The sequence below is a fragment of the Cypionkella sp. genome (genome assembly GCF_036782355.1).
Classification (GTDB): Bacteria; Pseudomonadota; Alphaproteobacteria; order Rhodobacterales; family Rhodobacteraceae; genus Cypionkella.
In genome coordinates, this window is record NZ_DAIPZF010000021.1 from 47,083 (window position 1) to 59,759 (window position 12,677).

At 61.4% G+C, this 12,677-nt stretch carries 13 protein-coding genes; 5 read left to right on the plus strand and 8 right to left on the minus strand.

All coding sequences use genetic code 11. The annotated features are described in order from the left end of the window. Nucleotides 1–14: 14 nt before the first annotated feature. From V7Q10_RS09855 to V7Q10_RS09865, 3 genes are read right to left on the minus strand one after another with little or no spacing between them, the layout of a single operon-like run. The gene (locus tag V7Q10_RS09855; protein ID WP_333868917.1) at nucleotides 15–1,208 is read right to left on the minus strand and encodes an MFS transporter; all 1,194 of its coding nucleotides are present in this window, start codon (nucleotides 1,206–1,208) and stop codon (nucleotides 15–17) included. Continuing rightward, the gene (locus V7Q10_RS09860; protein WP_333868918.1) at nucleotides 1,201–2,148 is read right to left on the minus strand and encodes an aldose epimerase family protein; all 948 of its coding nucleotides are present in this window, start codon (nucleotides 2,146–2,148) and stop codon (nucleotides 1,201–1,203) included. The genes V7Q10_RS09855 and V7Q10_RS09860 overlap by 8 nt, the downstream gene beginning before the upstream one ends. A gap of 55 nt (nucleotides 2,149–2,203) precedes the next feature. Then, the gene (locus V7Q10_RS09865; RefSeq protein WP_333868919.1) at nucleotides 2,204–3,079 is read right to left on the minus strand and encodes a zinc ABC transporter substrate-binding protein; all 876 of its coding nucleotides are present in this window, start codon (nucleotides 3,077–3,079) and stop codon (nucleotides 2,204–2,206) included. A 66-nt stretch (nucleotides 3,080–3,145) separates the two neighbouring features. On the opposite strand from V7Q10_RS09865, the gene V7Q10_RS09870 reads away from it, so the two are divergent. From V7Q10_RS09870 to V7Q10_RS09880, 3 genes are read left to right on the plus strand one after another with little or no spacing between them, the layout of a single operon-like run. Then, entirely contained in the window at nucleotides 3,146–3,658 is a 513-nt protein-coding gene (locus tag V7Q10_RS09870; RefSeq protein WP_333868920.1) for a Fur family transcriptional regulator, read from the plus strand. After that, nucleotides 3,655–4,413 carry a metal ABC transporter ATP-binding protein gene (locus V7Q10_RS09875; protein ID WP_333868921.1) on the plus strand — a complete coding sequence of 253 codons (759 nt, stop codon included), beginning with the start codon at nucleotides 3,655–3,657 and terminating at the stop codon, nucleotides 4,411–4,413. The genes V7Q10_RS09870 and V7Q10_RS09875 overlap by 4 nt, the downstream gene beginning before the upstream one ends. After that, nucleotides 4,406–5,194 (plus strand): iron chelate uptake ABC transporter family permease subunit, encoded by a 789-nt coding sequence (locus tag V7Q10_RS09880; protein ID WP_333868922.1) that lies wholly within the window; start codon nucleotides 4,406–4,408, stop codon nucleotides 5,192–5,194. The genes V7Q10_RS09875 and V7Q10_RS09880 overlap by 8 nt, the downstream gene beginning before the upstream one ends. Here the strand turns inward: V7Q10_RS09880 and V7Q10_RS09885 are convergent, their stop codons facing one another. Further along, nucleotides 5,195–5,941, minus strand: coding sequence for a carbonic anhydrase (locus V7Q10_RS09885; RefSeq protein WP_333868923.1), 747 nt, complete (start codon nucleotides 5,939–5,941; stop codon nucleotides 5,195–5,197). Nucleotides 5,942–6,197: 256 nt separating this feature from the next. Between V7Q10_RS09885 and V7Q10_RS09890 the strand changes: the two genes are divergently transcribed. Then, a complete protein-coding gene (locus tag V7Q10_RS09890) occupies nucleotides 6,198–8,693 on the plus strand; it encodes a GcvT family protein (RefSeq protein WP_333868924.1) in 2,496 nt (831 codons plus the stop codon). 95 nt (nucleotides 8,694–8,788) lie between these two features. On the opposite strand, the gene V7Q10_RS09895 is transcribed toward V7Q10_RS09890, so the two are convergent. The 4 genes from V7Q10_RS09895 to V7Q10_RS09910 form a co-directional block, all read right to left on the minus strand. Further along, complete coding sequence (locus V7Q10_RS09895) at nucleotides 8,789–9,220, minus strand: EF-hand domain-containing protein (RefSeq protein WP_333868925.1); 432 nt, start codon at nucleotides 9,218–9,220, stop codon at nucleotides 8,789–8,791. A gap of 103 nt (nucleotides 9,221–9,323) precedes the next feature. Next, nucleotides 9,324–9,659 carry a carboxymuconolactone decarboxylase family protein gene (locus V7Q10_RS09900; RefSeq protein WP_333868926.1) on the minus strand — a complete coding sequence of 112 codons (336 nt, stop codon included), beginning with the start codon at nucleotides 9,657–9,659 and terminating at the stop codon, nucleotides 9,324–9,326. A gap of 75 nt (nucleotides 9,660–9,734) precedes the next feature. Further along, complete coding sequence (locus V7Q10_RS09905) at nucleotides 9,735–10,352, minus strand: DUF938 domain-containing protein (protein ID WP_333868927.1); 618 nt, start codon at nucleotides 10,350–10,352, stop codon at nucleotides 9,735–9,737. Next, the gene (locus V7Q10_RS09910) at nucleotides 10,349–11,422 is read right to left on the minus strand and encodes an NAD(P)/FAD-dependent oxidoreductase (protein ID WP_333868928.1); all 1,074 of its coding nucleotides are present in this window, start codon (nucleotides 11,420–11,422) and stop codon (nucleotides 10,349–10,351) included. The genes V7Q10_RS09905 and V7Q10_RS09910 overlap by 4 nt, the downstream gene beginning before the upstream one ends. A 258-nt stretch (nucleotides 11,423–11,680) precedes the next feature. Here V7Q10_RS09910 and speB point away from each other — a divergent pair, with 258 nt between their 5' ends. Continuing rightward, complete coding sequence (gene speB, locus V7Q10_RS09915) at nucleotides 11,681–12,625, plus strand: agmatinase (protein ID WP_333868930.1); 945 nt, start codon at nucleotides 11,681–11,683, stop codon at nucleotides 12,623–12,625. Nucleotides 12,626–12,677: the final 52 nt, after the last annotated feature.

Consider the following 12,677-nt stretch of genomic DNA (forward strand, 5'->3'; position numbering starts at 1 on the left):
AGGGTTTGACCGCGTCAGCCCCGCCGAAGATGGTCGGCGGCGGCGGCGCGGTTTGCCAGCGCGCTGACCAAAAGCAAAACCACCGCAAGCGCTGCATAGGTGGCGCGAAAACCGATGTGATCGGCGGCAAAGCCAATGGCGCTGGGCGCGATCAGAATGCCGGCATAGCCCACCATCGTCACCGTTGACAGCGCAGTGCCCGAGGCCAGCGTCGGGTGGTTGCCTGCCGCGGAAATCAAGATCGGCACCATATTCGCCACGCCCAAGCCCGCGACAGCAAAGCTGACGATGGCTACAATATCGCCGGGGGCCAGCGCGCCGCCCAGAAGTCCAGCCGCTGCGATTGCGCCTGACAGCCGCAGGGTTCTGACCGCGCCGAAGCGGTTGCGAATGGCGTCTCCGGCAAAGCGCATGCTGGCCATGCTGGCTGCAAAGAAGGCAAAGCCAAGCCCGGCGCGGAAAAGATCAGAGCCAAGCTCGCGCCCCAGATAGATCGCGGCCCAATCGAGCACAGCGCCTTCGGGCACCATCGAAAACAGCGCCATAAAGCCCAAAAGCCACAGGTTCAGATCGCGCGGAAACAGCTGGGCCTTTTTGTCCTCGGGCGCGGGTTTTGGCTCTGCGGCCTCGGTGATCAGATGCGGCCAGGCCAGCGCCACGAGCAGCGCCGAGAATGCTGCCACCAGCAGCACCTGCACCTGCGCGCCCGCCTGCGCAATGACATAGCTGCCTGCCAGTCCGCCCACAAAACCGCCAAGGCTCCAAAACCCATGGCTTGAGGACATGATCGCGCGGCCAAGCCTGCGTTCGACTTCGACTGCATTGGCGTTCATTGCCACATCCATGCAGCCCAGAACCGCCCCCATCGCCGCCATCGCCGGCACCAAGACCCAGAGGTTGGGCGCAAAGACCACCAAGGGCAACGCGGGCAGGGCGGCAAGGCCAAAGGCGCGCGTCATCGCCCGCGAGCCATGCGCCGCAATCAGGCGGCCTGAAAACAGCATCGCCAGCACAGCGCCAAGGCCCAGCACAAGGATCAGCAGCCCCAGCGTGGTTGTGCTGATTTGGTGGCGTGGCAGCAGCAGCGGGATCTGCGCCGCCCAAGCCCCCATGATAAAGCCATTGGTGGCAAAAAAGCCTGCCACTGCCCAACGGCCTTTGATGGCTTTGCCGGTCACCGCGGCGGCGGATCGGGGGGCTTCAGCCACGATCAAAGCGCCATTCGGTGACTTGCTGGCGGGTCTGCCCCGCGGCAAGGCTGATCGGGGTGAACTGCGGTTTGTTGGGCGCATCGGGCCAGGCATGCGCCTCGATGGCAAGGCCCTTGAAGCCGTCGTGGCGGCAATCATAGACCTGAACGCCGGCTTCGGTGGTGGCAAGGGTCATGCGCAGGCCGCTTTGGCCTTGCAGCCAAAGCACATCGCGCAGCGGCATCGGGGCCCGGCTGAGGCAAAAGCAATGGTCCAGATCCACGCTTTGCGCCGATAGGGTTTGGGGCGCGCGCAGATCAAAGCCTGCTTCTACCGCGCGCACCTCGCCTGTTACCACGAAATCGGCGTCTACGGGCAGATAATGCTCGGCCGCGATGCGCAGGCTGTGGCCACTGATCTCGGCGCTGCCGTCAAGGTTCCAATAGCTGTGATTGGCGGCGTTAAACACGGTTTCGGCATCGCTGTGGGCGGTGATGGTCAACCGCAGCGTGGCAGGAGCCTCGATCACATACTGCGCCTCGATATGGCGGTTGCCGGAAAAGCCGCCCAGACCATCGGGCAGATCCAGCGCCAAGACTGCCTCGGTCGCCGTGGCGCGCAAGACCTGCCAAACTTGGGCATGGGCACCCGAGGGCCCTGAGTGCAGCGAATGTTTGCCGTTAAAGTTCACCTCTAGCTGCAAGTTGCGGTCTGAAAGCGGCGCGCGTGCGCCTGTCAGCCGGTTGACCACAGGCGCAATCAGCGCGCCGTGATAGCCGTGCCCGCCCTCGTATTCGGCCAGATCTTCCGAGCCAAGCGTCAGATCATGTGCCACGCCTGCCAGCCGCACCGATTGCACCCGCGCGCCATGCGTCAGCAGATCGACCCGCAGATCCCCCGCAGCAAGGCTGATCTTATGCACCTGCGTGCCGTCTTTTGTGGTTCCAAAACTCGTCATTTGTGCCCCTTGCGCCCTGCGCCGGAGAAGGGCTGAAAATTTGCTCTGGGTCAAGCTATGGATACAGGCAATCGCTGAGGTTTTTCGCAAGGCCCCGCATCAGGGCATCATAGGCATCGGGGCCAAAGTCGAGGCTTGAGCCGACAGGATCAAGGGCCGCGCCCAGTTTGGTGTTGCTGCCCGCCATGATCTGGGTCAGCAAAGCAGGGTCATGCTGCATCTCGGGGAAGGCGCAGCTGTAATGGCCGGCACGCAGTTGCGCGGCAAGCTCGGACATCCGTGCCGCCCCGGGGGCAGAGGCATCGCCCAAGGCCAGCGAGGCCGCAGCCTGAAGCTGATACCGCGCGGTGAAATAGCCATAAGCCGCGTGAAAGGTGACGAAACTTTTGTCAGTCAAAGGCGCAAGCGCGGCTGCAATCTCGGTGTCCATTGCGGCAACACGCGCTTTGGCGGCAGCACTATTTGCGGCATAGGTTGTGGCATGTTCGGGGTCGAGGGCTGCAAGGCGGGCGGCGATCAGGTCGAGCCAAGCAATGGCGTTTTGTGGGTTCAGCCAGGCATGCGGGTCGATGCCAGAGCCTTCCTCTTCGGCGTGACCCGGGGCGTAGGTCTGGGTCTGGGTGGCCGGATCATCCAGCAGCGCCAAGGCAGGCGCAGGGTTTGCCGCCAAAGCGCGGTCCAGCCAAGGCGTCAGCTCGGGGCCCACCCAAACCACCAGATCTGCGGTCGCGATATCGCGCATTTGGCTGGGGCGCAGGGCAAAGTCATGCTCGTCTGCGCCCTTTTCCAGCAGCAAAACTGGCGTGCCAAGCGTGCCCATCACCTGCGCTGTCAGGGCCTGCACCGGCGGAACATCGGTCACGACCTGCGGCACCTGCGCCCAAGCGGGCAGGGCGAGGCTGGTCAATAGAAGTGATATGATATAACGCATGGTTATCCCTTTTCAGTCGCTGGAGGTGGGTGTATTATGTTATATCATAACAGTCAAGAGGCCGCGATGTCAGATCACAGCACCTGCCTTGGATGCGAAGCGCCGGATTTGGCCTTTGCCCAGCACGACCACGCCGCCTGTAGCGCCGAGGCCTTGGCGCGCGCCGAGGCGATGGTGCAGCAAAAGGGGCTGCGGCTGACCCCGGTGCGCCGCCGCACGCTCGAGATTTTGCTGGAAAACCATCGCGCTTTGGGGGCCTATGAGGTGCTGGAACGGCTGGCGGCGGATGGCTTTGGCAACCAGCCCCCCGTGGCCTATCGCGCGCTTGAATTCCTGACAGATCAAGGCCTTGCCCACCGCATTCAGCGCCTGAACGCCTTTGCCGCCTGCATGCATACCGGCGAGGCCCATGCGCCGGCCTTTCTGATCTGCCGCCAGTGCAATCTGGTCGCCGAGGCGGCTGCAAGCCCGGTGATCGAGGCGCTTGCGGCCTCGGCAGAGCAGAGCGGCTTTGTGATTGAACGCAGCACCATCGAGGCCTTGGGCCTTTGTGCCGCCTGCCAAGGGGCTGCGGCATGAGCCTGTTGTCAGCGCAAAACCTTGCCGTGCGCTTTGGCGGCGCCGAGGTGCTGTCGGGCATCTCTTTGGCGATCGAGGCGGGCGAGATTGTCACCATTCTGGGGCCGAATGGTTCGGGCAAATCGACGCTGTTGCGCGCGCTTTTGGGGATTGTGCCGCTGTCGGCGGGGCAGGTCAGGCGGGCGCTGGGGCTGCGCCTGGGGTATGTGCCGCAAAAGCTGAGCGTCGATCGCTCGATGCCGATGACGGTGCGGCGGTTCTTGTCGCTGCCCAAGCGGGTCAGCGATGCCGAGGCCACGGCGGCGCTGGTGCGGGTGGGTCTGCCCGATGTCGAGGCGCGGCAGATGGCGGCGCTGTCCGGTGGGCAGTTTCAGCGCGTGCTTTTGGCGCGCGCGCTGCTGTCAGACCCGCAGATCCTGATCTTGGACGAGCCGACCCAAGGCCTTGACCAGCCCGGCGAGGCGGCGTTCTACCGTCTGATCGAAGAGGTGCGGGCGCAGACGGGGGCGGCGATTTTGATGGTCAGCCATGATCTGCATGTGGTGATGGCGGCCTCGGATCGGGTGATCTGCCTGAACGGCCATATCTGCTGCGAGGGCACGCCGCGGGTGGTGTCAAACGCGCCGGAATATCGCGCGCTGTTTGGTTTGGGCACCAAGGGGGCGCTGGCGCTTTACCAGCATCAGCACGACCACAGCCATGACCACGGCCACGGCCATTCGCATCACGCCCACGAGGATCACGCGCATGATTGATGATTTTCTGATCCGGGCGGGGCTGGCGGGGCTTGGGCTTGCCGTGGCGACGGGGCCTTTGGGCAGTTTTGTGGTCTGGCGGCGGATGGCCTATTTCGGCGACGCCACCAGCCACGCGGCGATTTTGGGCGTGGCCATGGCGCTGGCGCTGCATCTGCCGATTGCGGCGGGCACTTTGATCGTGGCGCTGACCATGGCGCTGACGGTCTCGACCTTGGCGGCAAAGGGCTGGGCGATGGACACCACGCTGGGGGTTTTGGCGCATTCGGCGCTGGCCTTTGGTTTGGTGGCGATTTCCTATGTGCCGGGGGTACGGGCGGATCTTTCAAGCTATTTGTTTGGCGATATTCTGGCGGTGACGCCGATGGATCTTGGCTTTATCTGGGGCGGGGCTGTGATTGTGCTGGGGCTGTTGGTTTGGCGCTGGCAGGCGCTTTTGACCGCGACGCTCAGCGAAGATCTGGCGCATGCCTCGGGGCTGAACCCCGACCGCGAGCGCTTGGTGCTGACGCTGGCGTTGGCGTTGGTGGTGGCGGTGGCGCTAAAGATCGTCGGCGCGCTTTTAATCGCGGCGATGTTGATCATTCCGGCCGCAGCGGCGCGAGCGGTGTCGCGCACGCCCGAGGCCATGGCGGTCATAGCCAGTGTCATTGGCGCGCTGGCCTGCCTTGCGGGGCTAAGCCTATCGCTATGGCAAGACACCCCCGCCGGGCCGTCCATCGTCTCGGCCGCGGCCATATGCTTTGCCGCCGCGGCCATTATCTCGGCGTTTCGGCGCTGATCATTCGGTCAGCAAAAATCGGCGGTTTAGCGGCTGTAAGGGTCTTGCGTTCATCTCGTACAGCGCGGCAAAGGCTGCAAGCGCTGCATCCGAGACCGCAACGGGTTGGTGCAGCACCGTCCAAAGCACCACCTCCGAACAAGGCGGCGTGGTTAGGGAGCCTTGATAGCGGAAAAAATTGCGATCCGGTGGCAAAAGCACCCGCGGGTCTTGCATACCCCAAACCACACTCTCGGGGGTCGATGGTGCCACAGCCATGATTTTATCCATCCAGCCCGCTTGGCCGCCACCGACCAGCATCACGCCAATCACCGCCAAAGCACCATCTGCGGCCTTATGAACAAAATGCGCTTCCATTGGCGAGCGCATCCCGCCGATAGCGTGTTCGGCCGGATGGTGGAAATGCAGCTGCAACAGCGCATAATCTTTGCCATCTACGCTAATTTTCCCCGCATCGCCGGCGGGGTTTAGCTGAATGGTATGGCCATTGTTTTGCACTGACCAATCGGTGTTGCTTGCCCAACCGATCGTGACATCGGGCGCATCGGCGGGCAAGGCGCCGGCCAGATTGATGGGCGATTGTTCTTGGCCCGCAGCGCAAGCGCCCGCGCCTTCGGCCACCTCTGCCCAATGATCTGGGCCTTCGGCGCCCTCATAGGTCCAATGATGTGCGGTTTCGGCCAAAGTGGGGGCCGCAAAAGCGGCAAGCACAGCGCCAAGGCGCAGAGACTTTAGGGTTTTAAGCATAGGCACTCCTCTTGTGGTCTGCGCGCAGGAATCCAAGCATTGCCAAAAAACCTTGGACCTGACGCGTGAAGATGCGCCCATTGAACAGTGGGAAGGTGAATTCGCGATTAATGAAACTCAGATTCTTCGGGCCGATTGCCGTTTTTCACCACCCATGTCGTTTTTATCTGGCGAGTGTCGGCGGCCCTTGCCCGTGCCCCCCTGCATCGGGCACATATGGGCCAAATCTTTTGTCCATCCTTCGGGGGAGTCGCTTATGAAAACCCATGTCAAAGCCTTGGTCGTCGGCGGCGGTGCTGTCGGCAACGGGATCGCCTATCATCTGGCCAAAGCCGGTTGGGATACCATGTTGGTCGAGCGTGACGAGCTGACCTCGGGCTCGACTTGGCATGCGGCTGGCCTGCTGCCCTTGTTCAACATGTCTTATGCCACCACCCATATCCACAAATACTCGGTCGATTTTTACAAATCGCTTGAGGCTGAAACCGGCCTGAATGCCGGTTTTGCGGTGGTAGGCAACCTGCGCATGGCGCAAAAAGCCGAGCGTATGGACGAATACATGCTCTATTCCTCGGTGGCCGAGACGGCGGGGGTTTACCATGAATTCCTCACACCCGCGCAGATCAAGGACCGCTGGCCCTTGGTGCGCACCGATGATCTGATCGGCGCGCTTTACCACCCACAAGACGGCTATATTAACCCTGCCGATGTCACCCAAGCCATGGCCAAAGGCGCGCGTCAGCACGGCGCCACCATCGAGCGCAAGATTCAGGTGGATGGCTATAAATGGACGGGGTCTGAATGGATCGTGTCTTGCACGCGCATGGTTGATAAGGGCGGCAATCTGGTCGCCTCGGAAGAAAAGTTCGAGATCCGCGCCGAGCATGTGGTCACCGCCACCGGCAACCACGCGCAGCGCACTGCGAAACTGTTGGGCATCAAGATCCCCGCGATCCCTGTCGAGCATCAGTTCATTGTCACCGAACCCGATCCGATGCTGCAAGAATACCGCAAGAACAACCCCGAGCACCCGGTGCTGCGTGACGCCGATGCCAAATGGTATGTGCGCGAAGAGCGTGGCGGCTGGATCCTTGGCCCTTACGAGAAGGGCGCGCCGGCGCGCTTTGAATATTCGGTGCCCGACAGCTTCCGCGCCGATCTGTTCCCGCTGAACCTCGAGCGGATCGAGAAAGAATATATGGACTTTATCCACCGCATTCCGTCTTCGGAAGTGGTGGGGTTGAAGGATGATTTCAACGGTCCGATCTGCTATACCCCCGATGGCAACCCATTGGTTGGCCCGGTGCCCGGTCTGCGCAATATGTGGATCGCCGAAGGCTTTAGCTTTGGCATCACGGCGGCGGGCGGCACGGGGTATTACCTTGCCCAGATGATGGTGCACGGCGAGGCCGAGATCGACATGGCCAGCCTTGATCCGCGCCGCTATGGCTCTTGGATGACCACCGAATATGCGGCGCGCAAGAATGAGGAATGCTACGACCACGTTTTCATTCTGCACCATCCTGATGAAGAGCGTGAAGCCTGCCGCCCCTTGCGCACCGCCCCGGTCTATGACCGCCAAAAGGCGCTGGGCGCGCAATTTGGTCAGGTCAACGGCTGGGAGCGTCCGATCTATTACGGCCCGCTGAACGCGCCCGAGGATTTCGACCATAATTCGCGCTCATTCCGGCGCGGGGGCTGGTGGCAATATGCGGTTGAAGAGGCAAAGGCCATTCGCGAAACCGCAGGCCTGATTGATGCGACGGCCTTTACCAAGCATGTGGTCAAAGGCCCCGGCGCGACGGCGTTTCTGGATTGGTTCACCTGCAACGCGCTGCCAAAGGTGGGGCGGATCAATCTGACCTATGCGCTGACCCCGCAGGGCACCACGCGCACCGAATATACCATCGTGCGCAATGGCGAGAATGACTATTACCTTGTCTCGGCCGGGGCTTGGACCGCCTATGACGCCGATTATCTGCGCAAATGCGCCGAGGATAAGGCGCCCGAGTTTGGCTATATCGAAATTCAGGATGTCACCACGCAATGGGGCGTCTTTGCGCTTGCAGGCCCGAATGCGCGCAAGATTTTGGCCGAAGTCATCAAAGACGAATTCCCCGAAACCGCGCTGTCGAATAAGCGCTTTCCTTGGCTATCGGCGCGCAAGATCGAGCTGGGCATGTGTCCGGTGAATGCGATCCGTGTGGCCTATACCGGCGAATTGGGCTGGGAATTGCACCACCCTATCGAGATGCAGCGCTATCTTTGGGATTTGCTGCTGAAGGCGGGCGAAAAGCACGGCATGAAGCTGGTGGGGGCGCGGGCGCAAAACTGGCTACGCCAAGAGAAAAGCTATCGCGCCTTTGGCAATGAATTGGGCCGCGACGCCACCCCGCTTGAGGCCGCTTTGGACCGCTTTGTGGATCTGAGCAAGGAATTCCACGGCAAGCAGGCGATGCTGGATCTGGGGATTCGGTCGAAATGCGTGACGCTGCTGATTGACGGGCCTGCCGATACCGACCCTTGGGGCAAGGAAGCCTTGATCCATCAGGGCGAGAAGATTGGCCGCCTGACCTCGGGCGGTTATTCGGTGGCCTTTGGCAAGCAGATCGGCATGGGCTATGTGCGGCCTGATCTGGCGGTGACGGGGCAGAAGTTGCAGGTGCGGATCAATCGCGCGCTGTGGGACTGTGTTGTGACCGAAGACAGCCCGTTTGATCCTGCCAATGCGCGCATCCGGCTGGACGGTTGAGGGGGCTTTGCCCCCGCTGCGCTCCCCCAGGATATTTGGGCCAAGATGAAAGGCGGCAGGGGGGACCTGCCGCCTGATTTTTGGTTGGGACCGACTTAGTTCGCGCCGAAGTCCGCGGTGGTGATGCTGCCGTCGCCGTTGCGATCAAGGGCTGCGAACATCTTGGGGCTGGCTGCGGCCCATTCCGAAGCGCTGACCTCGCCGTCGGCATCGGAGTCGTTGAAGCTGCGCTGCATGGGGGCCTCGAGATTTTGCATGCCCTTGCCGTGGCCACCGCCCATTTGCGCCTGATCATTGGCGCGGGCCTCGTCAAACAAGGCGTATTCTGCGGCCGAGAGGCTGGCGTTTTCATCGGCGTCAAAGCTTGCGAAAACGTCGCTGCGTTTTTCGGCGATTTCGGCGGCTGTGACGGCGCCGTTGCCGTCGAGATCCCAGTTCTCGATGAAATGCGCGCCGGGCATGCCGGTTTGGGCAAAGGCGGCGGGGGTTGAGAGCAGCAGGGCGGTCAGGGTCAGCAGGATTTTCATGGCGTTTCCTTAAATTCTATTTCTTGCATGTGATGTAAACGTCAGGCGCGGCTGGTTCCGTCGCAGGTTTTAAAGAATTCCTATTCTTTGGCAGGGCAGGGACTTAGCCCGCCATTTCATCCCAAGCGGCCAGCGCATGGGCGGCATACATCAGCGCCGGGCCGCCGCCCATTTGGATGCACATCGCCAAAAGTGCAGAGAGATCGGCGCGGGTTGCATCGGTTTTCTGCAAAGCCTCGACGTGAAAGCTGATGCAGGGTTCGCAGCGTTGGCTGATGCCGATGGCGAGGGCGATGTATTCGCGTTCTTTGTCCGAAAGCGTGCCCTCTTCTTTGGCAGCTTTCGACAGGCCCGCGAAGGCTGCCGAGGTTTGTGGGATCAGTTTGTTCATCGCCCGCAGCTCGGCACGCATTTGGGCGGATTTGTCTTTGTAGCTCATGGCAGGCTCCTTTTATGCGCCCTGTTTGGCAGGGGGGCTGGCAGGCTGCTTTGACATGAGTCAATTAAATGCGATTTATTGAATGTGATTGGCGATCAGCATCAGGTTGTTGGCGGGCATTGGGGTGATCTGGCAGGCAAGGCCGGCCCGTGCCAGCCTTTCTGTCACCCAAGCCAGATCCTTGTAGCCGATTGCGGGGTCTTGGGCGCGCAGGGCGGCATCAAAATCGGCATCGCCTGCCGAGGTGGTCTGGCCATCGCGCAGGAAGGGGCCGTAGAAAAAGCAGCGCCCCTTTGGGGCAAGGCAGGCGGCGGCCTCGGCCAGCAGGATTTCTGCGGCAGGGGCCGAGATCAGATGCAAAAGGTTCACCAGCAAAACCGCGTTTTGCGGGGCAAAGCGGCGGTGCCAGCCGGGCGCGCAGGCGTCCAGCGTGAGTGCGGGCAGCACATTGGGCAGCGCCTGCGTCCAAGCGGTGATCGAGGCCAGGTTCTGCGGCGCAAGATCGGTCGGCTGCCAGATCACCTGTGGCAGGGCTGCGGCAAAATGGGCGGCATGCAGACCCGAGCCCGAGGCGATTTCCAACAGTGGGCCGTGCAGGTTTTGGCCTTGCAGCAGGTGCAAGATGGGGGCCGCGTTGCGCTGGGCTGCGGCGGGCAGGCGGCGGCCATCGGGCAGGGTGTCCGGTGTCGTCATGCAAAGCGCGCCGGCGACAGGGCGGCGATCAGGCTGGCGCCCAGCGGCGAGCGACCTTCGCCCAAAAGATCGGCGGCCAATTGGCTGGCGGCGGGGGCGGATTGAAAGCCATAGCCGCCCTGGCCTGCGAGCCAAAAGAAATCGGGCTGATCGACATCGCGGCCAATCACCAGCGAGCGGTCGGGTGAAAAGGTGCGCAGCCCCGCCCAGTTCGAGATCAGCCGCGTCACCGGTTCGGTGACCATTTCCTCATAGCGCGCAAGCCCTTCGGCCAAGACCATGTCGTCGGCCCAAGCGTCATGCGGCGGCATCGGGTGTTCTTCGGCGGGCGAGACGATCAGCGCGCCTGCGTCAGGCTTGGCGTACCATGTCTCGCCACAGCCAAACATCATCGGCCAGCCGCTGACATCCAGCCCTGCGGGGGCGGGGATGCGCGCCATCGAGCGGCGGTTGGGCTGAAACCCCAAGGGCGCGACGCCGGCCAGTTTTGCCACCTCGTCCACCCAAGCGCCGGCGGCATTGATCAGGGTGGTGGCCGCGAAATCGCCAGCGCTGGTTTGCAGCTGCCAACCAGTGGCGGTTTTGCCGATCGCCGTCACCCGCGCGCTCGTCAGCAGCTGCGCGCCATTTTGGCGGGCTTCGCGGGCAAAGCCTTGCAGCAAAAGATCGGTGTCGATGTCCCAAGCATGATCGGCCTTGGCTGCGCGTTTGACGACCTGCGGGTTCAAAATCGGCACCAGCGCGCGGGCCTCATCGACCGAAACCTCGGGCAGCTCCATCGAGGCGATGTCATGGGCAAAGGCCGCATCTTCGCCGGCTTTGCCAAGGATCATCATCCCGCGCGGCGACAGGATATTGGGTGTGCTGCGAAAATAGTCGCCCGAGGCCAACGAGAGTTCGACCACCGGGGCAAGGCCATAGCGCGGCTCGTAAAGCGCGGCCGAACGGCCAGAGGCATGATGCGCAAGCGCGGGTTCGGCCTCGAGCAGCACGACCGAGCCTAGATGCGACAGCCGTGCCGCTGCCGAAACGCCTGCGATACCGCCGCCAATGATAAGAAAATCTGTCATGCTGTGCCCTTTGCCTTTTTGCAGAGCTTGGCCGAGGCGGCTGATAAGGCCAAGCCCATTTCGGCCAATTGAGCGCAATCGTTCGAATAGGCAAAGCTTCGCGTGCAAGATTAAGCCATCGCTCTGCAAAAGGTGTGGGTTTGGCCTATGCAGCCCCTACCAAAACTGGCAGCTTGTCAAAGATGCCCTGACTTTGGTGAGACCGCGATGACAAATCCAACAGCCTCCGCTTATAATCAGCCACTCGGTGGTAATGATATGCCGCGCTTTGGCGGCCCAACCACGATGATGCGGCTACCAGCGGCAACCTCGGCCGCAGGTTTGGATGCCTGCTTTATTGGAATTCCTATGGATATTGGTGCCTCCAACCGCTCGGGCACCCGCCATGGGCCGCGCCAAATTCGTGCTGAAAGCGTCATGCTGCGGCCTTACAATATGGCAACTGGCTCTGCGCCGTTTGAGGCAATGCAGGTGGCCGATATTGGCGATGTTGCGATCAATACCTTTGATCTGAAGAAATCAGTTGATATTATAACTGCGCATTATGATGAGGTTTTAAGCCATAATGCGATCCCGCTGACACTGGGGGGCGACCATACGCTGACATGGCCGATTTTGCGGGCAATGGCCAAAAAACATGGGCCGGTGGCTTTGATCCATGTCGATGCTCATGCCGATATTAACGATGAGATGTTTGGCGAAAAGATTGCCCATGGAACGCCGTTCCGTCGCGCCTTTGAAGACGGCTGTTTGCAAAATGACAAAGTGTTCCAGATTGGCCTGCGCGGTACCGGCTATTCCCCTGATGACTTCAATTGGGGGCGCAAGAATGGATGGACTGTTATTCAGGCCGAAGACTGCTGGTATAAATCGCTTGCGCCTCTGATGGCGCAGATCCGTGATAAAATCGGCGACACGCCGGTTTATTTGACCTATGATATCGACAGTCTTGACCCCGCCTTTGCACCCGGGACCGGCACACAAGAAATCGGCGGGCTGACGATTTGGCAAGGCCTTGAGATTATTCGCGGCTGTGCTGGGCTTAATCTGATCGGCTGCGATCTGGTCGAAGTCTCTCCACCCTATGATATGGCCGGAACAACGGCTTTGGTAGCAGCAAATCTACTTTATGAAATGCTTTGCGTTCTACCCGCAGCCGTGGCGCATAAAGAGCAAAAGCGCGCTTCAGAATCGCCGAATTAAAGGCGGTTCTGACCCATTCTTTAGACCCGTCTTGAATAACGTCTAGCCTAGG

What these genes read in the sequence shown, in the direction of transcription:
- V7Q10_RS09865 (WP_333868919.1), bottom strand. Translation starts at nt 3,079, where the DNA reads ATGCGTTATATCATATCACTTCTATTGACCAGCCTCGCCCTGCCCGCT.
- V7Q10_RS09905 (WP_333868927.1), bottom strand. Translation starts at nt 10,352, where the DNA reads ATGACGACACCGGACACCCTGCCCGATGGCCGCCGCCTGCCCGCCGCA.
- V7Q10_RS09900 (WP_333868926.1), bottom strand. Translation starts at nt 9,659, where the DNA reads ATGAGCTACAAAGACAAATCCGCCCAAATGCGTGCCGAGCTGCGGGCG.
- V7Q10_RS09875 (WP_333868921.1), top strand. Translation starts at nt 3,655, where the DNA reads ATGAGCCTGTTGTCAGCGCAAAACCTTGCCGTGCGCTTTGGCGGCGCC.
- speB (WP_333868930.1), top strand. Translation starts at nt 11,681, where the DNA reads ATGCCGCGCTTTGGCGGCCCAACCACGATGATGCGGCTACCAGCGGCA.
- V7Q10_RS09895 (WP_333868925.1), bottom strand. Translation starts at nt 9,220, where the DNA reads ATGAAAATCCTGCTGACCCTGACCGCCCTGCTGCTCTCAACCCCCGCC.
- V7Q10_RS09910 (WP_333868928.1), bottom strand. Translation starts at nt 11,422, where the DNA reads ATGACAGATTTTCTTATCATTGGCGGCGGTATCGCAGGCGTTTCGGCA.
- V7Q10_RS09885 (WP_333868923.1), bottom strand. Translation starts at nt 5,941, where the DNA reads ATGCTTAAAACCCTAAAGTCTCTGCGCCTTGGCGCTGTGCTTGCCGCT.
- V7Q10_RS09860 (WP_333868918.1), bottom strand. Translation starts at nt 2,148, where the DNA reads ATGACGAGTTTTGGAACCACAAAAGACGGCACGCAGGTGCATAAGATC.
- V7Q10_RS09880 (WP_333868922.1), top strand. Translation starts at nt 4,406, where the DNA reads ATGATTGATGATTTTCTGATCCGGGCGGGGCTGGCGGGGCTTGGGCTT.
- V7Q10_RS09870 (WP_333868920.1), top strand. Translation starts at nt 3,146, where the DNA reads ATGTCAGATCACAGCACCTGCCTTGGATGCGAAGCGCCGGATTTGGCC.
- V7Q10_RS09890 (WP_333868924.1), top strand. Translation starts at nt 6,198, where the DNA reads ATGAAAACCCATGTCAAAGCCTTGGTCGTCGGCGGCGGTGCTGTCGGC.